Genomic DNA, 25,759 nt, shown 5'->3' on the forward strand with positions numbered 1-25,759 from the left:
CAGATCGCGCAGGCCCTCGCGCGCGGCTCACTGCTCGGCGAAGAGATCGAAGTGTCGGTTGATTCCGGCCTGGACGAGATTGCCGTCGAATTTGGTGCGGGTGGTCAGGCCGTAATTATAGGCGACGTTCGGCAGGCCGATATTCGCGCCGCTGTAGCGCAAGGCGTTATAGCCGGTCGCGGTCGCGTCGCCGAGATTGTAATAGAGATATTCGGCCTTCACGCTCCAGTTCGGCATGAACATCCATTCGACGCCGCCGCCCGCCGTCCAGCCGAGAAGCGAGTCGGTGAATTGCGCGCTGGACAGCGTCCAGTTGGAGACCGCGGGATTGCCGTTCGGCGCCGTAAATAGCGCCGTATTGGAAATGACCCCGCCATAGGCCAGACCGCCGGTCCCATAGACCTGCAGCGTCGGCGTCGGCAAGAAGCCGAGGCGCCCGCGGATGGTGCCGAGATAGTTCAGCGTCGCGGTGCGCTGGCCGTAGTTCACATAAGTCGGCCTGCCGACGGCGATCACCGAGCCCTGCATCGTCGTGTCGGTGTTGCCCGACACGCCATGCAGATCGGCCTCGACGCCCGCCACGACGCCCGGATCGAAGCGCCAGTTGGCGCCGAGCTGCAGGCCGCCGATGAAGCCGGCCAGCTGGTTGTCGCCATCCATCAGCCGCGACGCCGCCGCGACCGGATTGCTGGCGACGGCCTGCGAGGTCGCGCCCGTCACCGTCCGCGTCGTCGGGTTCGACCAGGCGCCGCCGCCGTTCAGGCCCACATAGACGTCGCGCCAGCTCGGCGCCAACGGCTTGCCGCCCGGGCCCACCGCGCCCCAAAGCTGCGTCACCGGATCCTTGGTGATCGGCTGGCCGTCGCCGAAGGCGTTGGCCGTCGCCTCCAGATAGAAGAAGTCCGTCGGCTTCGAGGTCAGGCCCCAGGTCGTGCCGGTCTGGGTGACGCCGAAGGCCGCGTTGGAATAAGGCGACGGCCATTGCTGGAACGCCACCGGCGGCGCGAAGCTCGATGTGAACGACCCCGGCCAGAAGCGCGCATAGCTCGCCGTGATGTTGATGAATTGCGACAGCTTGTAGCGGGCGCGGATGTCGAATTCCGTGCCGAGGAAATTGCCCCTGTTGCCGAGCGGCGCGAACAGATTGGCGCGGTCCCAGGCGTTGGCGGGGCTCGCCAGCCAATAGGCGCTGAACGCCGTGTCGATCTGCAGGTTCTTCGCCGGCGTGAACTCCAATCGGACCTTCGGGTCCTTGATGTTGTTCCAGGCGAAATAGTCGTTGCGCGAGAACGGCTGGTTGAAGCCGTAGAAAATATCGAAATTGCTGTTCGAGTAATTGAACGGGCTGCCGTTGCCCGAGCCATAGACATAGACCGTGCTGATGCGCGGCTTCCAGGGGTGCTCGGAGAAAGTGTAGCCGAGCTCCAGCCCCCAGGCCAAGGCGTTGTGCGGCACCGTCACTTCGACGCTGTTTTGCGAAGTGACCTGGTTGATGAAGGTCGGCGTGATCTGGATCGAGGTGTTCGTGCCGAGATAAGGCGCCGCCGTCTGCAGGCGCCCGAAGGAGCCGAACTGCTTGTTGATGTCGAAGTCGTAATCGAAATTGCCGATGACGCCATACATGCGCACGCCCGGCGCATAGGTCTCGCGATGGGTCTTGAGCGCATTCGACGGATTGGACGGGTCGCCATATTGGGTGCGGCCGAGGAAATACGGCTGGACGGTGACGTATTCCGAGAAGCGACGGAAGCTGAACACGCTGCCATAGACCCAGTTCTGCCAGTCGGGCCGGTCGAACTGATAGGGCAGCCGAACCACCGGCCGCATGAAGAAGCTGTCGAGGTCCCAGTCGTTGTCCTTCTTGCCGACCTTGACGCGGAAGCCTTCGAAATTATTCGTCGTGTTGCGGAACTCGTTTTCGGCGATGAGGCGGCGGTCGAGAAGTTCGAAGTGGAAGCGGCCGGCGCGCACCGTGAGCGGACGATCGTTGCCGCGCGGATCCTTGCCGAAGGCGTCCTTGAAATAGAGTTCGCCATAGGCCGAAATCAGATCGGTCTGGTTAATCTCCTGGCCCTGCAGCTGATAGATGCTGTTGAAGGCGCGGGAATCCTGAAACTCGACCACGGCGCGGAACGGATCGAGGATATTCTGGATGCCGAGATAAACGCGGGTGCGCGACAGCCACAGCGAATTGGGGAAATAGCGCCGCTGCGAGGTCGGCGGAAAAGTGGTCGTGTCGGTCCACGGCCGATAGTCGTTCTGGCGATATTCGAACCGCACGCGCGAATCGAGGCCGACGTTGAGCCAGTCTATCCCTTCGAACTGCGGATAGGTCTTGCCGAGATTGCGCACGTAAGGCGGAATGTCGGGCTGCGGCTCGAGGCGATAGCCGCGCGTCGGCACGTAATAGCTCTTCTTCTCTTCTGGCTTGGCGTCGCCCGGCTTCGCCGCCGCGCCCTTGGCCCCGTCGCCCTTCGCCGCGTCGCCCTTGGCGGCGTCGCCCTTGTTGGCCCCGTCGCCCTTGGCGGCCACGCCTTTTTGATCCGCTTTCGCCTCGCCGCGCGTCGCGTCCGACTGCTTGCCTTTCCCGGCGGCGGACTCCGTCTTCGTCGCGACAGAGGGCGACGCCTTCTGATCCTCTGCGCGCACAGCGCCGGTCGACACCGCCAGAGCCGCAACAGCCACGCCGAGTTTCAAATGTCGCAACTTTGCCATGGGAGGAATTCTCGCTTGTTGGTTTTCTTTCAGCCGACGAGGTCGCGCCGCGGCGCCAGCCTGACTGAGGTCAAATCAACGCTACGAACAAGTCCTTGTCTAGCGATTTAATCGACTAAATGAACTTAACTGCTCGTCGTTGCGGGAAAGCAACACTCTGTCCCTCGCCCCGCTATTTTTGCACGACGAAGAAGAGCCGCGGATAGCGCAACAGCACCTTGCCGTTCGGCTGACGGGGATAGGCCTGCGCCAATCGCTCACGGTAGCGTGCGAGGAAATCGGCGCTCTCCGGCGCGCTCAGCAGATCGAGAAACGGCCGCAGGCCCGACCCGGCGAACCATTGGACGACGTCATCCGGCCCTTCGAGCGGGTGAATATAGACCGTCTTCCAGATGTCGATGGACCGACAAAGCGGCGCCAGCAAATCATAATACTCCTCGGCCTGACCGATGACCGTGAGCGATTTGGCGACCGGCACGAGGCGATTCGCCCAGGGGCCGTCGGCGGCGACCATGCGCATCGCCGCATGCGACGGCTCGAACGTATTGTCGGGCATTTGCACGGCGAGTCGTCCGCCGGGGCCAAGCGATTCGACCAGACGCTCGATCGCGCTGCGGTGATCCGGCAGGAAATGCAGGGTGGCGTTGGCGAAGATAACGTCGGCCGACGCGGGCGGGCGCCAATGCGCAATGTCTTCCTTGATGAAGCGCGCGACCGGCACCCGCGCGCGGGCGACGGCGAGCATATTGTCGGACTTGTCGACGCCGACGACTTCTGCGCCCTGAAACCCCCGCGTCAGCAATTCCGTGCTGTTGCCCGGACCGCAACCGAGATCGAAGACGGCTCTTGTTTCGCAATAAGGAATTCGCGCGAGCAGATCGCGTGCGGCGCGCGTCCGCTCTTCCTCGAATTTCAAATAGAGATCCGAGTTCCAGTCGGGCGAGGAGATGGCTTCCTCGTAAGGGGCTTCGGCGGCGGCCGTCAAATGCCCTCCCCTGCGTCGATATAGTCTTCTTCACGCGCCGGAAAAATACGCGCATTGGCGAGCGTGAGCGGCACGCGGTCGCCTGGCGCGGCGGCCTTTTCGAGCGGGGAATCGATCTCGAGCGTCTGGTCATAGCCGTCGATGGCGATACGCGCGCGCACGCCCGCCGGCGTGCGGCGCAAGCTCTCGACGCGCCCTTCGAGCTCGCCCTGGCCGCTGCTGGCGACGGCGATGTCGGCCGGGCGGAAAAACACCCGCGCCGGACCACTGCGCAAGCCATGCGTGTCGATATGCAGCTCCCGATTGCCGAACTTCACGTGCCCGGCTGCGATCATGACCGGAAGCGCCACCGCCTCGCCCACGAAGGAGATCACGAAGGGCGACGCGGGCTGATCGTAGAGTTCGGCCGGGGTGCCGATCTGCTCGATTTGCCCCTCGTTGAGCACGACGACGCGGTCGGCGAGCTCCATCGCCTCGTCCTGATCGTGCGTGACGAAAACCGTGGTGAGCCCTGTCTCCTTGTGCACGTCGCGCAGCCAGCGGCGCAGATCCTTGCGGACGCGGGCGTCGAGAGCGCCAAAGGGCTCGTCGAGCAGCAGCACGCGCGGTTCGATCGCCAGCGCGCGCGCCAGCGCCACGCGCTGGCGCTGTCCGCCGGAGAGCTGCGCCGGATAGCGGCCGCCGAGCCCGTCGAGCTGGACGAAGCGCAGAAGCTCCTCGACCCGCGCCGCGATGTCGCGCCGCGCCGGCCGCGAGCGCAGCGGCCGCACCTTCAGGCCATAGGCGATATTTTCCGCGACCGTCATATGTTTGAACAGCGCGTAATTCTGGAAGACGAACCCGACGCGTCGCTCCTGCACGGTAAGCGCCGTCGCATCCTTGTCGTCGAAATAGACGTGGCCCCGATCGGGCGTGTTCAGTCCGGCGATGACGCGCAGCAGCGTTGTCTTGCCGGAGCCGGAGGGCCCGAGCAGCGCCACGAGTTCGCCCGGCCGAATGTCGAGGCTGACGTCGCGCAGCGCTGGAAAGGCGCCGAAATCCTGCTCGACGCCTTCGATGCGAATCGCGACGCCATGCGCCTCAATGGCGCCTGGCGCGCCCGGCGAGCGCGTCAGCGTGGCGCCATTCGAGGAAGGTCTTGAGCCCAAGGGTGACGAGCGCAAGGCTCGCCAGAAGGACCGAGAGAGCGAAAGCCGCGACATTGTTGTACTCATTGTAAAGTATCTCGACTTGCAGAGGGATCGTATTGGTGAGGCCGCGAATGTGTCCAGATACGACCGACACGGCGCCGAATTCGCCCATCGCGCGCGCATTGCACAGCAAGACGCCATAGAGCAGGCCCCATTTGACGTTGGGCAGCGTCACGGTGAGGAAGGTCTTGAATCCGGAGGCGCCGAGCGTCAGCGCCGCCTCCTCCTCGACAGTCCCCTGTTCCTGCATCAGCGGGATGAGTTCGCGCGCGATGAAAGGGAAGGTGACGAAAATGGTGGCGAGCACAATGCCGGGCACGGCGAAGATGATCTGCACGTCATGCGCCGTGAGCCATTTGCCGAACAGGCCCTGCGCGCCGAAAACGAGGACATAGATCAGGCCCGACACGACCGGCGACACCGAAAACGGCAGATCGATGAGCGTGATGAGCAGGCTCTTTCCAGGAAATGAGAATTTGGCGATCGACCAGGCGGCCGCCAATCCGAATATCAGATTGGCCGGCACGACGATGGCGGCGACGAACAGGGTCAGTTTTACGGCCGCAATGGCGTCGGGTTCGCGAAAGACTTCGACAAAGGCGGCGTAGCCCTTGCTCAGCGCTTCGGTAAAGACGACGGCGAGCGGCGCAAAGAGGAAGATCAGCAGGAAGACGACTGAAATTCCGATCACCGCGTAACGCGCCAAGGGCGCGTCCTGTGTGACAGGCCGCGCCTTGGCGCGCCGCTGCGGCGCTGCGAGAGAAGAAACCACCGCCTCAGACATAGCCAAACCTCTTTCGGCTCCAAGCCTGGACGAGATTGATGACGAGCAGCGCGACGAACGAGATCGCCAGCATGATGGTCGCAATGCCCGTCGCCCCCGCATAGTCGTATTGTTCGAGCTTCACGATGATGAGCAAGGGCGCGATCTCCGACACATAGGCGATGTTGCCGGAGATGAAGATCACCGAGCCGTATTCGCCAACCCCGCGCGCGAAAGCGAGCGCGAAGCCGGTGAGCAGCGCCGGCGCCAGCGGCGGCAGCAGAACGCGTACGACTGTCTGGACGCGCGACGCCCCCAAAGTGGCCGAGGCCTCTTCGAGCTCGATTTCAAGTTCTGAGAGAATGGGCTGCACCGTGCGCACGACAAAGGGCAGACCGATGAAGATCAGCGCCACGAGAATGCCCCAGCGCGTGAAGGCGATCTTGACGTCGACGTCCGCGAGCGGCGCGCCGAACCAGCCGTTCGGCGCATAGAGCGCCGCAAGCGAGATGCCCGCCACCGCCGTCGGCAAGGCGAAGGGGAGATCGACGAAAGCGTCGAACAGGCGCCGGCCGGGAAAATTGTAGCGCGTGAGCGCCCAGGCGACGATCAGGCCGAAGACGAGGTCGACGACCGCCGCCAGAAAAGACATCAAAAAGGTCGTGTGCAGCGCCGCGGCGACGCGCGGCTCCGTGGCGATCTGGTAAAGCCCGGAGAGCCCCAGCCCCGATGAGCGCCACACGAGCGTCGCGAGCGGGAACAGCACGACGAGTCCCAGGTAAAGGATCGTGTAGCCGAAGGTGAGGCCAAAACCTGGAATTACGCTCGGCGCTGTGAAGCGCCGAGCGTAACGGCCTGCGAAGGTCGGGGAGGTCACTTCGCCGGCTCTTGTTTCTGGATGTCGTCGAAGACGCCGCCGTCGGCGAAGAACTTCTTTTGCGCGGCGGCCCAGCCGCCGAAGGTCTTGTCGATCGTGATCAATTCGATCTTGGGGAGTTTCTTCAAATCCTCCTTGGCGGCCGCTTCCGGATGCGCGGGGCGATAGAAATTCTTGGCGATGATGGCCTGGGCCTCCGGCTTGTAGAGGAATTCGAGATAGGCCTCCGCGAGCTTCTTGTTGCCCTTGGCCTCAGCGTTGGCGTCGACGACCGCAACCGGCGGCTCCGCAAGGATCGAGAGCTTCGGCGCGACGATCTCGAATTTGTCGGGCCCGAATTCCTTCAAAGCGAGGAAAGCCTCGTTTTCCCAGGCGATCAGCACATCGCCGAGACCGCGCTGCGCGAAGGTGATCGTCGAGCCCCGCGCGCCCGTGTCGAGAACGGGCGCATTGCGGAAGATCGCCTTCAGGAAGTCTTTGGTCTTCGCTTCGTCGCCATTGAATTTCTTCAGCCCGTAGCCCCAGGCCGCGAGGAAGTTCCAGCGGGCGCCGCCCGACGTCTTCGGATTGGGCGTGATGACCGCGACGCCCGGCTTGGCGAGATCGTCCCAATCCTTGATCCCCTTCGCATTGCCTTTGCGCACCAGGAACACGATCGTCGACGTATAGGGCGACGCGTTATTGGGCAGGCGCTTCTGCCAGTCCGCAGAAATCTTGCCGCTCTTGCTGGCGATGGCGTCGATGTCCGCGGCGAGCGCCAATGTCACGACGTCGGCGTTGAGACCGTCGATCACCGCGCGCGCCTGCGCGCCGGACCCGGCGTGCGAGGCCTGGACTTCCACCGTCTCGCCCGTCTTCGCTTTCCAGTCGGCGATGAACGCCGGGTTGATCTGCTTGTAGAGCTCTCGGGTCGGATCATAGGACACGTTCAGCAGCGTCTGCCCCGCCTGCGCCGACGCAACGCCAAGCAGGCCCAAACCGACGCCGGCGACCATCGCGATGCGAAGAAGCGAAATAAGCCCCTCCCTAGCCTTAGCCATGCTAACCACTCCATCTATAAGACTTACAAAGTCTATAGCTGGACTAGACTACGACGCAAGCGCTTTTTTGGCCGTGTAGACAGTTCGGGCGCGGACAGCGGCTTATTCGATGAATTTCATCACGTCGGCGAGGGTGATGGCGACGACGCCGTCGGCGGCGACGCGCCCGAGGCTGTATTTCTCGCTGGCGACGCACTCGAGCTCGGGGCGGTCCGAGTCGAACTGCCCGCGCAGTTCGTCTTCTTCTTCGGGAACGCCGAAGTCGCCCTCGAGCGCCTCGTCGGAGACGAAGACGCGGACTGTCTGCTGCGTACCGGCGACCCGCATGGAGAAGGAAAAGCCGTTCTCCTCGCGGATGACCTCGGAATCGATATGCTCAAGCAGCATCGGCTCTCGTCTCTTGCTTCCCTTCCGACAAGAAATCCGTGAGACGTCGCCTTTGTTCCGTTCTAGAGTTGGCCCCGGAAAGCCTCAGGCCGCGTCCATGGCGCAGCGGTCGGTGACTCCCTCGGCCTCCGGCTCGAGTCCGATCCAGCGGCGCACTTGGGCAGGGTCGAAGCCCGACTCGCAGTGGTCGCCGATGCGCATCAGCGGACGGCGGATGAGGCCGGGATCGAGGATCATCATGACGATCGCCTCCTGCGGATTGACGCGATCCGGATTGACTTCGCCCGACTTCACGCGTGGAGACGCCGCATTGAACCACTCCCGCACCGGCTTTTCGCCGAAGAAGGGACGGAGGCTCGATGCGCTCCAAGGTTCGCGCAAAAGGTCGCGGGCGTCGACCCGATGGCCGGAGGCGATCAGCAGAGCTTTCTGTTTGGCGTTGCTGGCGCAGCCGGGCTTTTCATAAAAAATGACGTTCGCCATGGGCGGCCTCACATGTGCGGGCGATATGGCCCGATATGGCCATTGCCTATCCGCCCAACGCATTTTACAGCGCGACTGCTGCAGCGCAGCGCCCGAATGGCGTGCAAGCCGCTAGGCGCCGCGCTGTTATTTCTCGCAATCTGCACGGCAAAGCGCCGCCCGTTTCATCAACGCCCCAGCGCCCAGATGATCGAGACGCGCTCGCTGATGCGCTGCGCGCCGGGCCGCAGCGGAACGGAGGCCGCCGGCGGAGCGGCTGCGACGCGCGCCTTGAAGGCGATCGGCTGCTCGTCCGACAGCGGACGGATCTCGATCACCCGCGCCAGACGCAGCCCCGCGGCCTCCGCATAGATGCGCGCGCGGCGCTCGGCGTCCTTCACGGCTTTGGCGCGCAAGTCGTCCCGCTTCGCTTCGACATTCGAGTGATCGTAATCGACCCCCTCGACGCTGTTGGCCCCCTTGTCGATGACCCGGCCGATGACGTCGCCCGCCTTGTCCACCGGCTTGACGAAGACCGTGAGCATATTGCTCGCGCGGTAGCCCTGAGCCGGCCGCAGCTTGCCCTTGGCGTCGCGTTCGTCCGGATTGAGCGGCGCGAGGGAGACGGTTTCCGTCTGCACATCCGCGTCGGCGACGCCGAGCGACTTGAGGTCGGCGAGGATCGCCGTCACGGCCGCGGCGTTGTCGGCGGCGGCGGCGGCGGCTGTCGGACGGTCGGTCACGACGCCAAAGCGCAGGATCGCCCGGTCCGGCGCGACGTCTTCGGCCGCCTCGCCGACGACCGCCACATTGGGGACCGAATCTTTGAGGGACTCAGCTTGAGCGTAACCGACGAGAATCAGCGAAACCACGAAAACAAGACGAATCATGAGCTATCCTTGAGCTGCGCCATAAAGGCCGCAAAACAGCCGGCTTGCGGTTTTAGGCTCGGTCCTTAAGAAAAACTTGGCAAAGTTCTTCGATTGCTACCGCTCCGTTGCGTGGCCGCGCGATTTCCGCCGACGCATGGTTCCATGTGGCGGAAAAGAGCGCTAGTCCAGTTCAACCTTACTAGAACCCGAGCGCGGCCGTCCCGCGCCCCGCGAACAGGCCTCATGCCCCTTCTTTACCATTACCCGCTCTGCCCGCACTCCCGCTTTGTCCGGCTGATTCTCGCCGAATATGGCGTCGCCGCCGAGTTGATCGAGGAACGCCCCTTCGACCGGAGGCCCGAATTCCTCGCTCTCGATCCGGCGGGACGCACCCCGGTCTTCGTCGACGACGACGGCGCCATCGTTACGAGCGGGGTCATCGCCGACTATCTCGACGAGGCCTATGGCGACGGGCGCGGCCCGCATCGGCTGCTGCCGACCGAAAAGCTCGCCCGCATCGAGACGAGACGTCTCGTCGACTGGTTCAACGTCAAATTCTTCGAGGAAGTCTCGGGCTGGCTGGTCACGGAGAAAGTCTACAAGCGCTTCTCGCCGCAGGGCGGCGCGCCGGACATGGATCTCGTGCGCGTGGCGCGCGCCAATATCCGCCATCACATGCGCTATATCGGCTATCTCACGAGCCATCGGAACTGGCTAGCCGGCGATCGCCTGTCCTACGCCGATTTCGCCGCGGCCGCGCATCTCTCCTGCGTCGATTACGTCGGCGATGCGCCGTGGGATGAGGACGAGGCGGCGAAACACTGGTATCAGCGCATCAAGTCGCGCCCCGCCTTTCGGCCGCTGCTCGCCGATCGCGCGCCCGGCATGACGCCCGGCCCCGTCTACGCGTTGCTGGACTTCTAAGCCCGCCCATTCGGGAAGGCCGGCAAACGGCGGTTCGCGCTATATTCGCCGCAATGGACCTCGAAAGCGCGATCCGCGCCCACGCCCTGTCGCTTGGCTTCGACGCCTGCCGCTTTACGGCCGCCGAGGCGGCGCCCGAACTCGCTTTGCGGCTGCGCGCCTGGCTCGACATGGGCGCCCATGGCGACATGGCCTGGATGGCGGAGACCGCGGACCGACGGGCCGCGCCGAAGGCGTTGTGGCCCGAGGCGCGAAGCGTCGTCATGCTGGGCGTCAATTACGGCCCGGCTTCCGACCCCCTCGCCGCCCTCGCAACCCCGGGGGCGGGCGCGATCTCCGTCTATGCGCGCCACCGCGACTACCACGACGTCATCAAGGGCCGGCTCAAGCAGCTTGCCGCCTTCATGCTGAAACGCGGGGGCGGCGGCGATGTGAAAGTCTTCGTCGACACGGCGCCCGTGATGGAAAAGCCGCTCGCCCAGAGCGCGGGTCTCGGCTGGCAAGGCAAACACACCAACCTCGTGTCACGGGACTTCGGCTCCTGGCTGTTTCTGGGCGCCATTTTCACGACGCTCGACCTCGCGCCCGACGCGCCCGAGCCCGATCATTGCGGCTCCTGCCGCGCCTGCCTCGACGCCTGCCCGACGCAAGCCTTTCTCGGACCTTACCGGCTCGACGCAAGACGCTGCGTCTCGTACCTCACGATCGAGCACAAAGGCCCGATTCCGCGCGCCTTCAGGTCCGCCATCGGCGCCCGCATCTATGGCTGTGACGACTGCCTCGCCGTTTGTCCCTGGAACAAATTCGCGCAGACCGCGCGGGAGGCGAAGCTTGCGGCGCGGCCTGAATTGGAAAGTCCGCCGCTCGGAGACCTCGCGCGGCTCGATGAGGCGGGATTTCGCGCCTTCTTCTCCGGCTCGCCGATCAAGCGCATCGGCCGTGGGCGCTTCCTGCGCAATGTGCTGATCGCCATGGGCAACAGCGGCGACCCGGCGCTCGCCGCGCCCGCGGAGCGGCTGCTCGACGACCCTGATCCGCTTATTCGCGGCGCAGCCGTCTGGGCCCTGGCGCGGCTCGCGCCCGAACGCCTCCTTGCATTGCAAGAACGCGCCGGCTCGGAGCCAGAGCCCACGGTCCGCGACGAATGGGCAAAAGAGACACAGCTTCCCGAAAAAGCGGCGTCGCCGTGAGAATTTTGCGCTGCAGCACACTTGCCCGCGGTGGAATCGGTCTAATCTGAAGAGAAGGACAAATTGCAAAGCCCCACGGGCGCGATTGGCATGATTACCATTTCGAGACGACCCGCCGAAGACCCCGCCGAGGAGGCTGCCCGCCTCCTGCTTCGGCTCGGCGTTTTCATGCTGTTCGTCATCGCATTGCCCGCGCCGATTTTGGCGCGCCAGACCGTTTATATCCTCTTGCCCATCGGCGCGGCGCTGCTGCTGGTTTCCGCGATGCTGTCCCATACCAACGGCGGCTCGGGCGGCTCGCTGCGCGCCTTGTTCCAGTCGCCGCCTGTCTGGGCGGCGCTCCTGCTTGGCATATGGGCGGGCGTGTCGCTGATCTGGACGCCGTTCGAAGGATCGGCCGAACGCTTCGCCAAAGCGGCGGGGACGATGCTGCTGGTCGCGGCGGCGGCGGGACTCATGCCGTTGCGCACCAAGACGTCCAATCTCAATCTGCTTCCGATCGGCGTGGGCGCGGCGGCGCTGGCGCTTGTCGCGGTGACCTTGCTGCTCGCGCCCAAATATACGGTCGAGGACATTCTCGACGTCGGCCCGCTCGGTCGCGCAGGCCTCGGCCTCGCACTGCTCGTCTGGCCAGGGATGGGCGCGCTCGCCGTGCGCGGCCATTGGTTTTGGGCGGGCGCCCTGGGCTTTGCGACCATCGTCGCCTGCGGTCTCGCGGGGGCTCCCAACGCCCTGCCCGCGCTGTTCGGCGGCGCGCTGGTCTTCGCCGCGGCTTTCGGCCGGGCGCGAACCATGTCGGTCGTCCTCGCCGGGCTCATGACGGCGATCGTTTTGTTCGCGCCGCTGGCTGCGCTCGGCGCCCATGCGGTCTGGACGGACCCTGCCCAGGGTTTTTTCCGCCATCTTGCCTTCTGGGGTCAGATGATCGCCAGCGACGGATGGCGCACCCTGCTCGGCCATGGCTTCGGCGCCGCAACCTGGGGCATGCTCGGCGGCTATCTGCCCGCCATGACGCCGCGCAGCCTCGTCTTTCAGATCTGGTTCGATCTCGGCGCGGTCGGCGCGCTCGCGCTGGCCCTCGTGCTGGCCCGCGCGAGCCTCCTCGTCGGGGAGGCCCGCCCGGCGCTTGCGCCCTTTCTGCTCGGCGGGATCGGGGCCGGTTTCGTCATCTGCCTGCTCGGCCCGGCGGCCCAGCAGCTCTGGTGGCTGACCCTCGCCGGGCTCGACGCCATCGCCTTCGCTCTGGTAATGCGCGGCCAGTTCCGCAAGCGCCGCCCGGTCGTGCCGATCGGCTTTGGCGCGGCCTCGGCCGACGACGCCGCCTGACGAGAGAGAAAATTTGGCCGACTATCCTTCGCTGACCTCCGCAGTCGAGCCGCTCGCGCTCGGCCAGCCGGTCGTCGCCGGCGCCTGGCTCGGCGACGCGCCGTTCTTCGCGCTGGCCGACGGCGTCATCCGTCTCGGGGAAGCGGAGGAAGTCCGCCTCGTGACCGCCCATCCCGACGCCGCCATACTGGTCGCCGCGAGCGACGGGCGCCGCCTGATCACGGGCGGCGATGACGGACGCGTGGTCGCGACCGGGCCCTCGGGAGCGACGGAAACCCTCGCCGATGAACAGGGCAAATGGATCGACGCGGTCGCTCTCCAGGAGGGCGCCGTCGCCTGGTCCGTGGGGCGCAACGCCCGCGCCCGTTCCGCCAAGGGTGAAGTCAAGTCGCTCGATCTGCCGTCGACCTGCCGGGGCCTCGCCTTCTTCCCCAAGGGCTATCGCCTCGCCGCCGCTCATTACAATGGCGCGACGCTGTGGTTCCCGAACGCCGGCAAGCCCGAGGTCTTGACCTGGAGCGGCTCGCATCTCGACGCCACGGTCTCGCCGGATGGGCGCTTTCTGATCACCTCCATGCAGGAGAATACGTTGCATGGCTGGCGGCTCGCCGACAGCAAGCACATGCGCATGGCGGGCTATCCGGGCAAGACGCGCAGCCTGTCCTGGTCCTATGACGGAAAATGGCTCGCGACCTCAGGCGCCGACGCCTGCATCATCTGGCCGTTCACGGGCAAGGACGGGCCGATGGGCCAGACGCCGCGCGAATGCGGCGTTCGCGCCAATGTCCCGGTCACCCGCGTCGCCTTCCACCCCGGCGCGCTGGTCGTCGCCATCGGATTCGACGACGGGCTGGTGATGCTCGCGCGAATCACCGACGGCTCGGAGATCCTCATTCGCAAGCCGGCCGAAGGAGCGAAAAACGCCCGCATCAGCGCGCTGGCCTGGGACGCCAAAGGCGCGCGGCTGCTCTATGGCGCGGAGGATGGCGCGGCGGGGCTGCTGACCCTGCCGAAGGGGTAGCTCTACGGCCGCCACAGGACCTCGCCGGCGGAATGTTCCGGCAAGACCAGCACGGCGGCCTTCAGCCGCAGCGCTCGCGCGCTCGCCGTGCGCGGCTCCTCGAAATAGCGACGCAGCGACGCCGCCGGCGCCTCCTCGGCGATAACCGTGACGTCGCGCCACAGAACATCCACGCGCCGTCCTGCGTATCGCGCCGGATCGAGCGGGCTGCGCCCGAATTTCGACGGGCCGAAATCCGCCGTGAAGGGCTTGCGGTTCCATAATTTGCCGCCGACGGGGCGCGCGAAGAACGCCCACAGATCGAAATCATGGACGCCGCGGCTCGAGACGGGGTCGACATAGTGATCAGCGGCGCCCTGACACAGGCAGACCCCCAGGAGACGGCCTTCGTAAAGAGCCCGCTTGGCGGGGCGCTTCGCAAAGGCGGCGTCGATCCGCGCGAGCGCGACGGAGGCCAGCCTGTGCAGGTCGCCGAGTTCGATCGTCTCAAAGGAGCGCGCGCCGCGCGGCGCCAAACTCACGACTCTTCCTCCTTGCCTCCTTGCCCGGCTCACCCCCGGGCCGCTCACCCGACTTCTCCCCGCAAGCCGGGAGAGGAGGAACCCGCCAATCCTGTCTCCTGCGCCCGCGCGCGAGAAGAGCGGGGAACGCCGCCGCCGGCTCCGGGGTTGAACACGCACTTCGACACAAATCGAGCCGTGCCATGACCAACAAAGCCGAAAGCGACCCGCACCACTGCATTCGGGACATGTCCCTGCATCTCCAGGAGACGATCAACCGGCTGCGCGAGGATATCGAGAAAGTCGAGGAGCCGCAGCTCAAGGCGATGTTCGAGACCTCGGCGGAAGTCTTGTGCGGCCTCAAAAAGGCCTATAGCGACTACGAGCAGAAGAAGGAGCCTGCCTGGCCCGGCGGGAAAGAACTGCACAGCTGAGCCAGTGACAGAGGAGCGGAGCCGGTTTGAGCGAAATTCCGAAGCTCCTCGCCATTGCCGGCTCCGATCCTTCCGGCGGCGCCGGGGCGCAGGCGGATCTGAAGACCTTTTCCGCCTTCCGCTGCTACGGCATGGCGGCGATCACCGCCCTGACCGCGCAGAACACGCGCGGCGTCGTCGCCGCCTATCCGCTGGCGGCCGATATTGTCGCGGCGCAGATATCCGCCGTGATGTCGGACATTCGCCCTGACGCCATCAAGATTGGCATGGTTGCGACGCCCGAGATCGCCGCCGCCGTCGCCGCGGCGCTGGGAGACGCGCCGCGAAACGTCGTGCTCGACCCCGTGCTGGTCCCGACCCAGGGCGTGAGCCTCGCGGCCGCCGGGCTCGAGCGCGCGCTGCTCGTGACCCTGCTGCCGCTTGCCCGGCTCGTCACGCCCAATGTCTTCGAGGCCGCAGCGCTCACCGAGACGCCGCAGGCCCGCAACGTCGCGGACATGACGGCGCAGGGCCGCCTGCTGATCGAGGCCGGCGCCCGGGCGGTGCTGGTCAAGGGCGGCGACCTCGCGGGGGATCCGGTCGACGTCCTCGTCGCGGAGGGCGAAACCAGGCTGTTCCACGGCCGCCGAATCGAGACCCGCCACACCCATGGCACGGGCTGCGCCCTCTCCTCCGCCATCGCCGCCGGCCTCGCCAAGGGCGCGCCGCTGATCGACGCCATCGCCGCCGCCAAAGTCTGGCTAGAAGGCGCGCTGGAGGCGGCGGAGGCGCTCGACCTCGGCGCGGGTCGCGGGCCGCCGCATCATTTCTACGCCCTGTGGGGAGGCGCTTAGCAGGCGCGCGCTCGGGGAGATTACGTATTCAGCTCAAGCCGGCAACATCTTAGGGTGAAGCCCGTTCATGCGCCATAAGGGGGGCTGCAAATGACGGCGGCGACTTCATCCTCAACGCTTTCGACGACGAATAAGGACAAGCTGTTTTATACGGCCATGGCGGCGGCGATGGCCGTGACGGTCTTTGTCGGCTTCGCGCCGACCTTCTTCCTCAAGACGTTCTCCGGCGCGCCGCCGCTGCCGCCGCTCCTGCATCTGCATGGCGCGGCCTTCGCGTCCTGGTACGTGATTTTCCTCGTGCAGGCGTCGCTCATCGCCAATGACAGGCCGGCGTTGCATAAAAGGCTCGGCCTCGCGGGCTTCGGTCTCGCCGCCGTCATGGTCGTCCTGGGCGTCATGGCGGCCGTTCACGCCATCCGCACCAACCACACGCCGCCGGGGCTCGATCCGCGCTCCTTTCTGGTGCTGCCCTTCTTCGGCATCACCGTTTTCGCGATTCTCGCCGGCGCCGGCTTTCTGCTGCGCAAGCGCCGCGAGACGCACAAGCGGCTGATGCTGCTCGCGAGCATCGCCATGCTCGACGCGGCGATCGCGCGCATTCCCGGCGTCTTTGCGCTCGCCGGACCGCTCGCCTCCTTCGGCCTTCAGGATCTCTTCGTCATCGCCTGCATCGTCTACGATTTCGCGTCGCGGCGGCGCGTCCATCCCGCCTATCTCTTTGGCGGGCTTTTCATTCTGGCCATGCAGCCGCTCCGCCTCATCGTCTCGACGACGCCCTGGTGGCTCGCCTTCGGCGACTGGCTGAAGGGCTGATCAGCCGCTCAGCGCCGCCTTCACCGCGGCGCTGGCCTTGGCGAAATCCATGCGGCCCGTGTATTTCGCCTTGAGCGCGGCCACGACTTTGCCCATGTCCTTGATGGAGGCGGCGCCTGTCTCGGCGATCGCCGCCTTCACCGCTTCGGCCGCCTCGGCTTCCGAGAGCTGCTGCGGCAGATAGGCGGAAATCACGGCGATTTCGCCCTTTTCCTTCTCGGCGAGATCGGTCCGACCGGCCTTTTCGTAGATGTCGAGCGATTCCTGCCGGCTCTTGATCATTTTCTGCAGAAGCGCCAGCACGTCGTCCTCGGAGAGGGTCTTGCCCGAGCCGCGCGCCTCGATGTCCTTGTCCTTCAGGGCCGCGTTGATGAGCCGCAAAGCGTCGACCTTGGCGCGGTCGCCCGCCTTCATCGCGTCCTTCAAGTCCTGTGTGATCTTCTCGCGCATAGGGTTTCCATTTGGGGGGCGGATGGATTACATCCACCTGGCTGTGAAATTTCTTAAAAGCGTCATGGCCGGGCTCGTCCCGGCCATCCACGCCGACGGGCCGGCGCATCGCGGTGACGACATCACCGGACATGGATGCCCGCGTCGAGCGCGGGCATGACGCGCGGCCGGGCGGCTGTCAATAGCAGCTGCCCGCCGAACGCAACGGACGGAACGATGACCCTCGATCAAGACAATGGCTGGACGAAGCCGGTGCATACCGGCGTGCTGGTGCTCGCGAGCGGCGAAGTGATCGAGGGCTATGGCCTCGGCGCCGTGGGCGAGGCCGTGGGCGAGGTCTGCTTCAACACGGCGATGACCGGTTACCAGGAGATCCTGACCGACCCCTCCTACGCCGCGCAGATCGTCACCTTCACCTTCCCGCACATCGGCAATGTGGGCGCGAATGACGAGGACATCGAGACGGTCGACCTCGCAAAAAGCGCCGGGGCGGTCGGCGCGATCTTCGGCCAGCCGGTGACCGAGCCCTCCAATTTCCGCGCCGATACGCCGCTCGCCGACTGGCTCGCCCAGCGCGGGATCGTCGCGCTCTACGGCATCGACACGCGCGCGCTGACCGCGCTCATCCGCGAGCGCGGCATGCCCAACGCCGTCATCGCCCATGCGCCGGACGGCAGGTTCGACCTCGCCGCGCTCAAGGCCAAGGCCGCCGCCTGGCCGGGCATCGACGGCATGGACCTCGTCCCCTCCGTCGGCGCCAAGGAGCGCTATGACTGGAGCGAGACGCCCTGGCGTCTGGGCGCCGGCTATGGCGCGCGCGACGGCCAGCCGAAGTTCCGCGTCGTCGCCATCGACTATGGCGTGAAGCGCAACATTCTGCGCCTGCTCGCCGATCAGGGCTGCGAGGTGATCGTCGCGCCCGCCACGGCCACGAGCCGGGAGATTCTGGCGCTCAATCCCGACGGCGTCTTTCTTTCCAACGGCCCCGGCGATCCGGCCGAGACCGGCAAATACGCGGCGCCCGTGATCCGCGACCTCTTGGCGGCGAAGTTGCCGACCTTCGGCATTTGCCTCGGCCATCAGATGATGGCGCTGGCCGTCGGCGCAAAGACGAAAAAAATGCCGCAGGGCCATCATGGCGCGAACCATCCGGTGAAGGATTTCACCACCGGCAAGGTCGAGATCGTGTCGATGAATCACGGCTTCGCCGTGGACCGCGACAGCCTGCCGCCCAACGCCGTCGAGACCCACCGCTCGCTCTTCGACGGCTCCAATTGCGGCATTGCGCTCACCGACCGCCCGGCCTTCTCCGTCCAGCACCACCCCGAGGCCTCGCCCGGCCCGCAGGACAGCCATTATCTGTTCAAGCGGTTCGTCGAGATGATGGAGAAGGCGAAGGCGGCGTAAGGCCGCTTCCCACCCCTCCCCCGTCGACGCGGGAGAGGGACAGAGAGGGGGCGTCTCAGCGCGCCCCGCGGCCGGCCGGTTTCTCGCAAAATGGCGCGCGATCCTCAATGTTTTCGTTCGCCGGCATATACGCCTTGAGATCGGCCGCCTCAGCGAGCGGGAGCCAGCCAAGCTCGTCGCTGGCGTGGATATAGGCGTCGACCAGAATTGGGCCCTCCGGGATATCGGCGGTTCGACAGGCGAGGCTGCCGACGACCGTCGCCTCGCCGCGACCGTGGCGGCCGCCCTGATCGGCTTTCCCGATTTCCGCTTGAAAGGCCCTGATAGCGACGAGATCCGCGGCCGCCGCCTCGTAGACGACGAGCGACTCAGCGGCGGGCGTGAGCCGCTCGAGCGCGACGCGATCTTCCGGATGCGCTCCGCGGCGAAGATGGATGTCGAGCGTCCGCCCCGGCCCGCCGTCAGCGAACTCGTATTTCGCGGCAAGAACCGTTCTCTCCGGCGTCGCCGTGGCCCAGGCCGGCGGCCGCACGGCGACGCGCAATTGGGCGATGTCGGCGGTCGCCGGGTCGAAATGGCGCAGCTTCCATTGCGTTGCAATCGGGATGCAGCCCGCAAGGGTGAAAAGGCCGACGCCAGATATCAATCGGGACAGCCACAAGCTCGATCGCATCGGCAGACTCCATTCTGGAAACGAATATTTTAATGTTTTACATTAAATTATTCATGTGTCAACTTGGACTGAACGGGCATTCCTTCCTTCCTGAGGCTCAAAATGATCGAGGCGCTTCCCCTCTCCTCTCAGCCGACCCCCCGCGAATTGGAAACCGCGCTGCGTCGGCGCATCGGCTGGATTTGCCAGGCCACGCGCTTTTCCGCCGTGATCTTTGCGCTATGGTTGCTCTACGGCCTCGCCGCCTATTGGAGCGACGTGGCGGCCATCGACGCCCATCATGGGCATATGCTGAACAAAGATTTGTCCCAGATCGAGCCTTGGCAGCAGGCCTCGGCCTTTGCCGTGCAATTCGTCATATGGCTGCTGGCCGCCTATGCCTGCTATAGCGCGTGGCGTCTGTTCACGCTTTATCTCGACGGGCGCATTTTCGTGCTGGATTCGGCGCTCTGGCTACGACGCACCGCACTCTTCGGCATCGTCGCGCAATCTTTGGACATTGCAACGCGCCCGTTGCTCTCCGTCCTGCTCACTCTGCATTTTCCCGCCGGTCAAAAGCTGCGGATCGTGAGCGTCTATCTCATTCCAAACGATCTCGCCTTGCTCCTGTTGCTCTTTGGCCTTCTCGCGACTGCGCATATACAAAAGACAGCTGCCGAAATCGCCGACGAAAACGCGCAGATCGTCTGATGCCCATCATCGTCAACCTCGACGTCATGCTCGCCAAACGCAAGATGCGCTCGCGCGACCTCGCGCAGCAGATCGGCATCGCCGAGCAAAACGTCAGCCTGCTGAAATCAGGCAAGGTGAAGGGCGTGCGCTTTGATACGCTGGAAAAAATCTGCGAGGTTTTGAACTGTCAGCCCGGCGACCTTCTGGAATTTCGCCCGGATGAGAACGCCTCGGACTGAAGCGCGGCATAGGAGGCGAGGGATGACGCTCTCGGGAGTCTTCAAATTCCTCGCCTCCGCCGCCCTCGCCCTCGTCGCGGCCATCCTCCTCTCGCTCGCCATAAAGCCGCAACTGCGCGCCGCCTTGCTGGCCGAGTTCAACGACCCCGCCGATCTCCCCGCGCTCCCCGGCGACGCAAGGGTGCACTATGAGCCGCAGGCGCGCGCCTGCGCCGAGGCCGTGGCGGCCGTCCTTCCCGGCGCGGTCGCCAAGATCGAAGCCGAGCACGGGCGCCCCTTCGCGAGACCGCCTGTCGTCGGCGTCTATGACGATTTCGAGACTTACGCCCGCGCGAATGGGCTGAACGACCGCAAGGTCGCCGGGGTGTCCCGCGCGGGGCGGGCCGTGCTGTCGCCGACGCTCTGCAAGAGCGAAGGCGACCGCCTTGCCAGCGTGCTGACGCATGAGCTCTCGCACGTGCATTTCTTCGGCTGGCGGCCGCGCAAGGCGCCGCGGCCGCCGCACTGGTTCACCGAAGGGCTCGCGGTGCTGGCTTCCGACGGCGGCGCGGCGGAGAGCGTCAGCGACGCCGAGGCGCGCGAGGCGATCCGTCATGGCTACGCGATCATTCTCGATCAGTCCCCCTGGACCAATTTCCTGTCGATCCCTTTCGCCGCGGCGCCCCCCTGCGACGCGGGCTGCGATTTGCGCACGTTCCGGCAGCGTCTCGCCTATCGGCAGGCGGCGCTCTTCATCGGCTGGCTGCGCGAGAGCGACCGCCGCGCCTTCTTTGCGCTGATGCGGGGTCTGGAAAGCGGCGAGGCTTTCGACGCGGCGTTCCGCGTGGCCTTCGGAGCGGCGCCGTCGGAGCGCTGGACGGATTTTTCGGCGGGCCTTCAGGCTTCGCGATAAAACACCAGCATCAGCCCGGCGAAGATGAAGGCCACCGGCCAGACGAGCCCGGCGATCTTCTTCGCCTCGCCATCGAGCCGCAACTCCAGCCAACGCGACCAGCCCGCCGCGACGCCGACGAGGGCGAGCGGCGTGTGGGTGATCTCGATCAGGGTCTCTTCCTTGAGATTGCTGAGCGCGTGCGAATGGGTGAGCAGAAAGGCCGCCGCCGTCGCCGTGCTGATCGGAAAGACATAAGCCGCCCACCACGCCTTGATGCGCCCGAGCCGCACCTGCCACTCGAAGAGGCCGAAGGCGACGATGAGCAGGGTCAGCAGCCGGTGCTGCGCAATCTCCGGATCGCGCAGGCTCTCGATGAGGCCGAGCCGGCCCAACGGCCAGACCGCTTCGTCGGCGCGCAGAAACAGGAAGCCCGCGAGGCCGAGAAAGACCAGCGGCCAATGGCGCATGACGGGCGCGAGGCGGCGGCTCATGCGCTCCAGGAGCGCCATCACGCCCATGGCGACGACGAAAAGTCCCGCCCAGTGGTGATTATACTCCGACCAGGCGATGTCGGCCGGCGAGCGCGGCGGCTGGGCGCCCGGCGGCAGGTTTTTCAACGCCTCCGGCGGCAGAGCGGCGGAGAGCGCCTCGAAATCCGGACTATCCAGCCGTATCGGCAGACGCGGCTCCAACCGGTCGACGATCTCCGCGAAACTCGCCCGATCGTTGGGGAGGTCGCGCGCCGGCGGCAGCGAGGCGAGCGACGCGGCGCAGAAAATGACCGTGAGGCCGACGCCGATCTCCGTCTCGGCGAAACGGCGCGTGCGCAGAAGCGGGCCCGCCGGCTCGTTCTTCAACTTGCGCACGGCGAGGAAATTGAGGCCGCCGAGGAACAGCAGGCCGAGCAGCAGCGTGATCTTGGCGGTGAGCATCACGCCATAGGAGGTGCCGTAGAGCGCCCGCGGCGTCCCGACGTAGTAGACCGCCATCAACAGGCCGCCGGCGAGCAGCGCCGCGACAGCCCCAACCGACATGAGCGAGAAGCGCCGCGCGACGCTGGCGCGGGCGGTCGGGTCCGTTACGTCGGTGAGCGCCATCAGAAAATAGGGGATGCCGCCGATCCAGACGGCCGCCCCGCCCATATGGAGCAGTTCGGCCGCGGCGAGCGCGACGGCGCCCTCGAACTGGCTGACGGCGTGGGTGGCGCCCGCCTGAACGCCGAGCAGCAGCGCCGCCAGCACCGGCGCGGCCGAACGGATGGCCCCGCCCCCGCGCCGGGCGCGCCAGGCGGCGAGCGCGATGACCGCGCCGAGAACCGCCGCCATGAGAGCGACCGCCACGGCGCGCGCTTCGGCCGCCTGATCGATAGGGATTTCCAGCGTGCCGGCCAGCATGAGGGTGAGCGCCGCCGCCGCGAGCGCTTCAGCGGCGAGCAGCGCACAGGCGGAGAGGAAAACCAGCCGCAGAGCGCGGCGCTCGAGCACGGGGCCCGACGCGCCGAGCGCGCCGGCGAGCGGCCAGACCAGCATCAGCAGAAAAGCGAGCCCGCCGACCGCAACTGACTGTGCGGCCAGGGTAAAGCCGCGCAGAACCACGCTGAGAAAGCCGTAAATTTCGATAAACAGCTGCATGTCAGCGGCTGACCCGGAACGGTATGTCGCCTTGCGTGATGTGCCCATCCGGGCTGAGCGTCTGCCAGTGCAGCCGGTAGCCGCCAGGCGCTAGCCCGGTCGCCGTCGCTTGCAACGTGTCTTCGGAGGCGGAATTGGCGAGCGGCAGAGAGACGACGTCGCCGTCCAACTTGACGAGCTTGATATGCGAGCGGCCCGCGTCGATCCGGCTATTGAAGCGGATTTCGATCGCGATGCTCTCGCCCTTCACCGTCGCGTCGGGGCGTGGCGTCGAGTTCAGGACAATGGCGTGCGCCTCGGCGGCGCCGTCCGTGAGGGCGAGGCACGCGAAAAGGCAGAAAAGTCGGAATATGCGCATGATGTCGACCCGCGGCCGTCTGTTCGGCCGAGCCGTTGCTGCTTAGCCGATTCCGCGAGACCCGAGCAATGCCCCGCAGGGCCGCATCCGCCCGCTCCCCTCCCTGGCCCGAATCGCGCGCCGGCTCCCCAGTTACTTCACAAAGACGTAGATATCGACGTCGACCTCAGCGTCTTCGCCTTTGAAATCATTCAGATATTCCTCGATGATCAGATCCTTGGTGTCGAGCCCCTTCTCGTCGAGATAGGCGGCGATCGCCTCATAAGTGGCGTCAATCTCGTCATAGGCGCCGCGATGCTGAAATTTCATCGCCTTGCCGGAGGGCGAAGAGCCGATCTCCACCCCATCGGCGAGCTTCGGCTTGCCTTCCGGCGCGGCGCTCAACGGGGCCATGGCCTCGAAGGTGAAACCTGTATCGTCGGTCTTGGTGAAGACGGCGATCGTCCGGCCGTTCGCGGTCAATCCCGCCTTGGCGACGGCGGCGTTGAGCTTCTTGATGGCGTCGGAAAGCGTCTTGGCCGCGCCTTCCCATTTGCCCTGCCCCTTCAGCACCGCCGCGGGGCGGGCGTCGACCATGACGGTCTCGCTCGCGACGGCGGGCGCGGCGTCGGGGGTCGCGGGCTTCGCCGCCTCGTCCTGCGGCGCGGCGGCGTCTGGCTTTGCGGCCTCGGGCGCGGCGGCGGCGGGTTTTTCCGGCCCCTCCTCGGGCCCGGCGGCGAACCGACGCTCGGCCACGATCGCCGCCGTCGCGACGAGCAAGGTGAAAATCGCCAGCGACCGCCAATGCGTCCGCAAGCTGTCGATCAGACCGGGTTCCTCGTCCATGTCTCGATGCGTCCTTCCACGCCGCGAATCGCCTGCCTTCCTCGCGCGAAAATGCGACAGAGGTGTGGGCGTGGCAAAGCGGCGTTTGTCAAAGTAGCCCTTGGGCGGCGCAGTCTCTATATACGAGACGCCTTTGGAAGGACCGATGCCGCATCCGCTCGACAATCGACCGATCCTGCGCATGAACGGCGCGGGCAATGAAATTCTGGTGCTCGACCTGCGCGGGCTCGACCATGTGCTCGCTCCGCAGGAGGCGCGCGCCATCGCGGCCGCGCCGGGCCTGCGCTTCGACCAGCTGATGGCGGTGCACGACCCGCGCGCCGAGGGCGACGACGCCTTCATGCGCATCTACAATGTCGACGGTTCGCGTTCGGGCGCCTGCGGCAATGGAACCCGCTGCGTCGCCTATGCGCTCGCAAGGGAAGGCAAGGAGCGGCTCCTGCTCGCAACCGACGCCGGCCGGATCGAGACGCGGCGCGAGGCGGAGACGCTGTTCACCGTCGACATGGGCGAGCCGCGGCTGGATTGGCGCGAGATCCCGCTCGCGCGGCAGGCCGACACCCGCGCCGTGGCGCTGGACCCGCCGGTCGAAGGCGCGCCGGCGCATTTTTCGGCCGTCAGCATGGGCAATCCGCATGCGGTGTTCTTCGTGCCGGACGCGCGCGCCGTCGCGCTCGAGACGCTCGGCGGGAAGCTCGAACGCCACCCGCTCTTCCCCGAGCGCGCCAATATTTCCTTCGCGCAGATCCTCGCGCGCGACGACATTCTGCTGCGCGTCTGGGAGCGCGGCACGGGCGCCACCCAGGCCTGCGGCTCAGCGGCCTGCGCCACGCTCGTCGCCGCCGTGCGCGCCGGGTTGAGCGAGCGGCGCGCACGTCTGCGGCTGCCTGGCGGCGACCTCACGATCGACTGGCGCACCGACAATCACGTGCTGATGACCGGACCGGTGGAATTCGAATTCGAGGCGCGGCTCACGGCCGCGCTATTCGAGGATGCGGCGACGTGAGCGCGCCGGCGCACCCAGTCGAGACCCTTACCTTCGGCTGCCGACTGAATATGGTCGACTCCGAAGCGCTTGCACGTGAACACGCCGGCGCGGCCGACGCCGTCATCGTCAATACTTGCGCCGTCACCGCTGAAGCGACGCGACAGGCGCGTCAGGCCATACGTCGACTGCATCGCGAAAGGCCGCAGGCGCAGATCGTCGTGGCCGGCTGCGCGGCGCGCATCGATCCCCAAAGCTTCGAAGCGATGTCGGGAGTCTCGCGCGTCATCGCCGAACAGCCGGCGACGCGTGCGGCGGCGGCGGAGGAGGGCACGCGCGGCTTCCTCGCCGTGCAGAACGGCTGCGATCACAGCTGCACCTTCTGCATCATCCCGGCGGGGCGCGGCGCTTCCCGGTCGGCGGCGCCGCAGGAAATTGTCGCCCAAGCCCGCGCGCTCGTCGAGAAAGGCAAGCAGGAGATCGTGCTGACCGGCGTCGATCTGACGAGCTACGACGCCGATGGACTGAAACTCGGCGGGCTCGTGCGGTTGCTGCTCGGCGCGGTCAAAGATCTCGCCCGGCTGCGCCTCTCGTCGATCGACTGCATCGAAGCGGATAAGGAGCTGTTCGTCGCGTTCAGCGAGGAAGCGCGTCTTTGCCCGCATCTGCATCTCTCGCTGCAATCCGGCGACGACCTCATTCTCAAGCGCATGAAGCGGCGCCATTTGCGCGCCGACGCCATCCGCTTCTGCAAAGCCTTGCGCGACGCGCGGCCCGATATCGTCTTCGGCGCCGATTTCATTGCGGGCTTTCCCACAGAGACGGAAGAGATGTTTGCGCAGACGCTCGCGCTCGTCGACGACTGCGGCCTGACGCATCTGCATGTCTTTCCCTTTTCGCCGCGCCCCGGGACGCCGGCGGCGCGCATGCCGCAGGTTGCGCACGACGTCGCCAAGGCGCGTGCGGCGATGCTGCGGCAAAGGGGCGAACAGGCCCTCGCGCGCCATCTCGACGCGCAGCAGGGCAAGACCCTGCGCCTCCTCGTCGAACGCGGCGGCATGGCGCGCGCGGCCGATTTCACGTTGGCGCATACGCCGGAGGTTCCTGCCGGCCGCATGATCGAGGCGCGCGTGACTGGACACGACGGACGCGCGCTCGAGGTCGCCTTCGAGCGCAGCGCGTCGCCGTAGACGCCGATCGGCGCCTTCGCGTCAGGCGCAAAAACTCAAGAAAAATTTTCTGCGCCGCAAGTCATTGGCGCGCGGCGATCCTCGCCCGTCGAGGGCAGGCGGCTGTCAGTCTCTGAGCTTTCG

General features: G+C 66.1%; 28 protein-coding genes. 13 read left to right on the forward strand and 15 right to left on the reverse strand.

Annotated elements, in window-relative coordinates:
* Positions 1–27 precede the first annotated feature (27 nt).
* The 9 genes from RVU70_RS03070 to RVU70_RS03110 form a co-directional block, all read right to left on the reverse strand.
* Complete coding sequence (locus tag RVU70_RS03070; protein WP_363349620.1) at positions 28–2,715, reverse strand: alginate export family protein; 2,688 nt, start codon at positions 2,713–2,715, stop codon at positions 28–30.
* A 172-nt stretch (positions 2,716–2,887) separates the two neighbouring features.
* Positions 2,888–3,664, reverse strand: coding sequence for a trans-aconitate 2-methyltransferase (tam, locus tag RVU70_RS03075; protein ID WP_363351192.1), 777 nt, complete (start codon positions 3,662–3,664; stop codon positions 2,888–2,890).
* A gap of 32 nt (positions 3,665–3,696) precedes the next feature.
* The gene (locus RVU70_RS03080) at positions 3,697–4,785 is read right to left on the reverse strand and encodes a sulfate/molybdate ABC transporter ATP-binding protein (RefSeq protein ID WP_363351193.1); all 1,089 of its coding nucleotides are present in this window, start codon (positions 4,783–4,785) and stop codon (positions 3,697–3,699) included.
* Positions 4,781–5,674: a sulfate ABC transporter permease subunit CysW gene (cysW, locus tag RVU70_RS03085; protein WP_363349621.1), complete on the reverse strand. Its 894-nt coding sequence runs from the start codon at positions 5,672–5,674 to the stop codon at positions 4,781–4,783. Before cysW ends, RVU70_RS03080 begins: the two co-directional genes overlap by 5 nt.
* A complete protein-coding gene (gene cysT / locus RVU70_RS03090) occupies positions 5,667–6,530 on the reverse strand; it encodes a sulfate ABC transporter permease subunit CysT (RefSeq protein ID WP_363349622.1) in 864 nt (287 codons plus the stop codon). The genes cysW and cysT overlap by 8 nt, the downstream gene beginning before the upstream one ends.
* Complete coding sequence (locus RVU70_RS03095; protein WP_363351195.1) at positions 6,527–7,525, reverse strand: sulfate ABC transporter substrate-binding protein; 999 nt, start codon at positions 7,523–7,525, stop codon at positions 6,527–6,529. The genes cysT and RVU70_RS03095 overlap by 4 nt, the downstream gene beginning before the upstream one ends.
* A gap of 147 nt (positions 7,526–7,672) precedes the next feature.
* The gene (locus tag RVU70_RS03100; RefSeq protein ID WP_363349623.1) at positions 7,673–7,957 is read right to left on the reverse strand and encodes a DUF1488 family protein; all 285 of its coding nucleotides are present in this window, start codon (positions 7,955–7,957) and stop codon (positions 7,673–7,675) included.
* 84 nt (positions 7,958–8,041) lie between these two features.
* Positions 8,042–8,440, reverse strand: a complete 399-nt coding sequence (locus tag RVU70_RS03105; protein WP_363349624.1) for an ArsC/Spx/MgsR family protein — start codon at positions 8,438–8,440, stop codon at positions 8,042–8,044.
* 167 nt (positions 8,441–8,607) lie between these two features.
* Entirely contained in the window at positions 8,608–9,309 is a 702-nt protein-coding gene (locus RVU70_RS03110; protein ID WP_363349625.1) for an SIMPL domain-containing protein, read from the reverse strand.
* A 225-nt stretch (positions 9,310–9,534) separates the two neighbouring features.
* Here RVU70_RS03110 and RVU70_RS03115 point away from each other — a divergent pair, with 225 nt between their 5' ends.
* The 4 genes from RVU70_RS03115 (at position 9,535) to RVU70_RS03130 (ending at position 13,752) form a co-directional block, all read left to right on the forward strand.
* Positions 9,535–10,215, forward strand: coding sequence for a glutathione S-transferase family protein (locus tag RVU70_RS03115; RefSeq protein ID WP_363349626.1), 681 nt, complete (start codon positions 9,535–9,537; stop codon positions 10,213–10,215).
* Positions 10,216–10,268: 53 nt separating this feature from the next.
* Complete coding sequence (queG, locus tag RVU70_RS03120) at positions 10,269–11,405, forward strand: tRNA epoxyqueuosine(34) reductase QueG (RefSeq protein ID WP_363349627.1); 1,137 nt, start codon at positions 10,269–10,271, stop codon at positions 11,403–11,405.
* A gap of 90 nt (positions 11,406–11,495) precedes the next feature.
* Positions 11,496–12,731, forward strand: a complete 1,236-nt coding sequence (locus RVU70_RS03125) for a hypothetical protein (protein WP_363349628.1) — start codon at positions 11,496–11,498, stop codon at positions 12,729–12,731.
* A gap of 13 nt (positions 12,732–12,744) precedes the next feature.
* Positions 12,745–13,752, forward strand: a complete 1,008-nt coding sequence (locus RVU70_RS03130; protein ID WP_363349629.1) for a WD40 repeat domain-containing protein — start codon at positions 12,745–12,747, stop codon at positions 13,750–13,752.
* 2 nt (positions 13,753–13,754) lie between these two features.
* Here the strand turns inward: RVU70_RS03130 and RVU70_RS03135 are convergent, their stop codons facing one another.
* Positions 13,755–14,273 (reverse strand): hypothetical protein, encoded by a 519-nt coding sequence (locus tag RVU70_RS03135; protein WP_363349630.1) that lies wholly within the window; start codon positions 14,271–14,273, stop codon positions 13,755–13,757.
* Positions 14,274–14,455: 182 nt separating this feature from the next.
* On the opposite strand from RVU70_RS03135, the gene RVU70_RS03140 reads away from it, so the two are divergent.
* From RVU70_RS03140 to RVU70_RS03150, 3 genes are all read left to right on the forward strand, one after another.
* Positions 14,456–14,686 carry a hypothetical protein gene (locus RVU70_RS03140; RefSeq protein WP_363349631.1) on the forward strand — a complete coding sequence of 77 codons (231 nt, stop codon included), beginning with the start codon at positions 14,456–14,458 and terminating at the stop codon, positions 14,684–14,686.
* Between the two features lie 26 nt (positions 14,687–14,712).
* Positions 14,713–15,519 carry a bifunctional hydroxymethylpyrimidine kinase/phosphomethylpyrimidine kinase gene (gene thiD, locus RVU70_RS03145; RefSeq protein WP_363349632.1) on the forward strand — a complete coding sequence of 269 codons (807 nt, stop codon included), beginning with the start codon at positions 14,713–14,715 and terminating at the stop codon, positions 15,517–15,519.
* A 90-nt stretch (positions 15,520–15,609) separates the two neighbouring features.
* Positions 15,610–16,332 (forward strand): hypothetical protein, encoded by a 723-nt coding sequence (locus RVU70_RS03150; RefSeq protein WP_363349633.1) that lies wholly within the window; start codon positions 15,610–15,612, stop codon positions 16,330–16,332.
* On the opposite strand, the gene RVU70_RS03155 is transcribed toward RVU70_RS03150, so the two are convergent.
* Entirely contained in the window at positions 16,333–16,782 is a 450-nt protein-coding gene (locus tag RVU70_RS03155; RefSeq protein ID WP_363349634.1) for a GatB/YqeY domain-containing protein, read from the reverse strand.
* A gap of 216 nt (positions 16,783–16,998) precedes the next feature.
* Here RVU70_RS03155 and carA point away from each other — a divergent pair, with 216 nt between their 5' ends.
* Positions 16,999–18,189, forward strand: a complete 1,191-nt coding sequence (gene carA, locus RVU70_RS03160; protein WP_363349635.1) for a glutamine-hydrolyzing carbamoyl-phosphate synthase small subunit — start codon at positions 16,999–17,001, stop codon at positions 18,187–18,189.
* A gap of 55 nt (positions 18,190–18,244) precedes the next feature.
* Here carA and RVU70_RS03165 read toward each other — a convergent pair whose 3' ends face one another.
* Positions 18,245–18,862, reverse strand: coding sequence for a hypothetical protein (locus RVU70_RS03165; protein ID WP_363349636.1), 618 nt, complete (start codon positions 18,860–18,862; stop codon positions 18,245–18,247).
* A gap of 102 nt (positions 18,863–18,964) precedes the next feature.
* Here RVU70_RS03165 and RVU70_RS03170 point away from each other — a divergent pair, with 102 nt between their 5' ends.
* The 3 genes from RVU70_RS03170 to RVU70_RS03180 are packed head-to-tail and all read left to right on the forward strand — an operon-like array spanning position 18,965 to position 20,665.
* Positions 18,965–19,552: a DUF2975 domain-containing protein gene (locus RVU70_RS03170; RefSeq protein WP_363349637.1), complete on the forward strand. Its 588-nt coding sequence runs from the start codon at positions 18,965–18,967 to the stop codon at positions 19,550–19,552.
* Positions 19,552–19,773 carry a helix-turn-helix transcriptional regulator gene (locus tag RVU70_RS03175; protein WP_363349638.1) on the forward strand — a complete coding sequence of 74 codons (222 nt, stop codon included), beginning with the start codon at positions 19,552–19,554 and terminating at the stop codon, positions 19,771–19,773. The genes RVU70_RS03170 and RVU70_RS03175 overlap by 1 nt, the downstream gene beginning before the upstream one ends.
* A 22-nt stretch (positions 19,774–19,795) precedes the next feature.
* A complete protein-coding gene (locus RVU70_RS03180; RefSeq protein ID WP_363349639.1) occupies positions 19,796–20,665 on the forward strand; it encodes a hypothetical protein in 870 nt (289 codons plus the stop codon).
* On the opposite strand, the gene RVU70_RS03185 is transcribed toward RVU70_RS03180, so the two are convergent.
* The 3 genes from RVU70_RS03185 to RVU70_RS03195 form a co-directional block, all read right to left on the reverse strand.
* Positions 20,650–22,278, reverse strand: coding sequence for a CopD family protein (locus RVU70_RS03185; RefSeq protein ID WP_363349640.1), 1,629 nt, complete (start codon positions 22,276–22,278; stop codon positions 20,650–20,652). The two genes, RVU70_RS03180 and RVU70_RS03185, sit on opposite strands and share 16 nt — an antisense overlap.
* A 1-nt stretch (position 22,279) precedes the next feature.
* Positions 22,280–22,636, reverse strand: a complete 357-nt coding sequence (locus RVU70_RS03190; protein WP_363349641.1) for a copper resistance CopC family protein — start codon at positions 22,634–22,636, stop codon at positions 22,280–22,282.
* A gap of 132 nt (positions 22,637–22,768) precedes the next feature.
* Positions 22,769–23,461 carry a GyrI-like domain-containing protein gene (locus RVU70_RS03195; RefSeq protein WP_363349642.1) on the reverse strand — a complete coding sequence of 231 codons (693 nt, stop codon included), beginning with the start codon at positions 23,459–23,461 and terminating at the stop codon, positions 22,769–22,771.
* 145 nt (positions 23,462–23,606) lie between these two features.
* Here RVU70_RS03195 and dapF point away from each other — a divergent pair, with 145 nt between their 5' ends.
* Together dapF and RVU70_RS03205 are read left to right on the forward strand one after the other, a co-directional pair.
* A complete protein-coding gene (dapF, locus tag RVU70_RS03200) occupies positions 23,607–24,467 on the forward strand; it encodes a diaminopimelate epimerase (protein WP_363349643.1) in 861 nt (286 codons plus the stop codon).
* Positions 24,464–25,636, forward strand: coding sequence for a MiaB/RimO family radical SAM methylthiotransferase (locus RVU70_RS03205; RefSeq protein WP_363349644.1), 1,173 nt, complete (start codon positions 24,464–24,466; stop codon positions 25,634–25,636). The genes dapF and RVU70_RS03205 overlap by 4 nt, the downstream gene beginning before the upstream one ends.
* Positions 25,637–25,759: the final 123 nt, after the last annotated feature.

The organism is Methylocystis echinoides (assembly GCF_040687965.1).
Taxonomy (GTDB): Bacteria; Pseudomonadota; Alphaproteobacteria; order Rhizobiales; family Beijerinckiaceae; genus Methylocystis; species Methylocystis echinoides_A.

What these genes read in the sequence shown, in the direction of transcription:
- cysW (WP_363349621.1), bottom strand. Translation starts at nt 5,674, where the DNA reads ATGTCTGAGGCGGTGGTTTCTTCTCTCGCAGCGCCGCAGCGGCGCGCC.
- queG (WP_363349627.1), top strand. Translation starts at nt 10,269, where the DNA reads ATGGACCTCGAAAGCGCGATCCGCGCCCACGCCCTGTCGCTTGGCTTC.
- RVU70_RS03140 (WP_363349631.1), top strand. Translation starts at nt 14,456, where the DNA reads ATGACCAACAAAGCCGAAAGCGACCCGCACCACTGCATTCGGGACATG.
- RVU70_RS03175 (WP_363349638.1), top strand. Translation starts at nt 19,552, where the DNA reads ATGCCCATCATCGTCAACCTCGACGTCATGCTCGCCAAACGCAAGATG.
- RVU70_RS03195 (WP_363349642.1), bottom strand. Translation starts at nt 23,461, where the DNA reads ATGGACGAGGAACCCGGTCTGATCGACAGCTTGCGGACGCATTGGCGG.
- RVU70_RS03180 (WP_363349639.1), top strand. Translation starts at nt 19,796, where the DNA reads ATGACGCTCTCGGGAGTCTTCAAATTCCTCGCCTCCGCCGCCCTCGCC.
- RVU70_RS03155 (WP_363349634.1), bottom strand. Translation starts at nt 16,782, where the DNA reads ATGCGCGAGAAGATCACACAGGACTTGAAGGACGCGATGAAGGCGGGC.
- RVU70_RS03125 (WP_363349628.1), top strand. Translation starts at nt 11,496, where the DNA reads ATGATTACCATTTCGAGACGACCCGCCGAAGACCCCGCCGAGGAGGCT.
- dapF (WP_363349643.1), top strand. Translation starts at nt 23,607, where the DNA reads ATGCCGCATCCGCTCGACAATCGACCGATCCTGCGCATGAACGGCGCG.
- RVU70_RS03165 (WP_363349636.1), bottom strand. Translation starts at nt 18,862, where the DNA reads ATGCGATCGAGCTTGTGGCTGTCCCGATTGATATCTGGCGTCGGCCTT.
- RVU70_RS03110 (WP_363349625.1), bottom strand. Translation starts at nt 9,309, where the DNA reads ATGATTCGTCTTGTTTTCGTGGTTTCGCTGATTCTCGTCGGTTACGCT.
- RVU70_RS03185 (WP_363349640.1), bottom strand. Translation starts at nt 22,278, where the DNA reads ATGCAGCTGTTTATCGAAATTTACGGCTTTCTCAGCGTGGTTCTGCGC.
- RVU70_RS03170 (WP_363349637.1), top strand. Translation starts at nt 18,965, where the DNA reads ATGATCGAGGCGCTTCCCCTCTCCTCTCAGCCGACCCCCCGCGAATTG.
- RVU70_RS03190 (WP_363349641.1), bottom strand. Translation starts at nt 22,636, where the DNA reads ATGCGCATATTCCGACTTTTCTGCCTTTTCGCGTGCCTCGCCCTCACG.
- RVU70_RS03150 (WP_363349633.1), top strand. Translation starts at nt 15,610, where the DNA reads ATGACGGCGGCGACTTCATCCTCAACGCTTTCGACGACGAATAAGGAC.
- carA (WP_363349635.1), top strand. Translation starts at nt 16,999, where the DNA reads ATGACCCTCGATCAAGACAATGGCTGGACGAAGCCGGTGCATACCGGC.
- RVU70_RS03095 (WP_363351195.1), bottom strand. Translation starts at nt 7,525, where the DNA reads ATGGTCGCCGGCGTCGGTTTGGGCCTGCTTGGCGTTGCGTCGGCGCAG.
- RVU70_RS03070 (WP_363349620.1), bottom strand. Translation starts at nt 2,715, where the DNA reads ATGGCAAAGTTGCGACATTTGAAACTCGGCGTGGCTGTTGCGGCTCTG.
- RVU70_RS03115 (WP_363349626.1), top strand. Translation starts at nt 9,535, where the DNA reads ATGCCCCTTCTTTACCATTACCCGCTCTGCCCGCACTCCCGCTTTGTC.
- RVU70_RS03105 (WP_363349624.1), bottom strand. Translation starts at nt 8,440, where the DNA reads ATGGCGAACGTCATTTTTTATGAAAAGCCCGGCTGCGCCAGCAACGCC.
- RVU70_RS03100 (WP_363349623.1), bottom strand. Translation starts at nt 7,957, where the DNA reads ATGCTGCTTGAGCATATCGATTCCGAGGTCATCCGCGAGGAGAACGGC.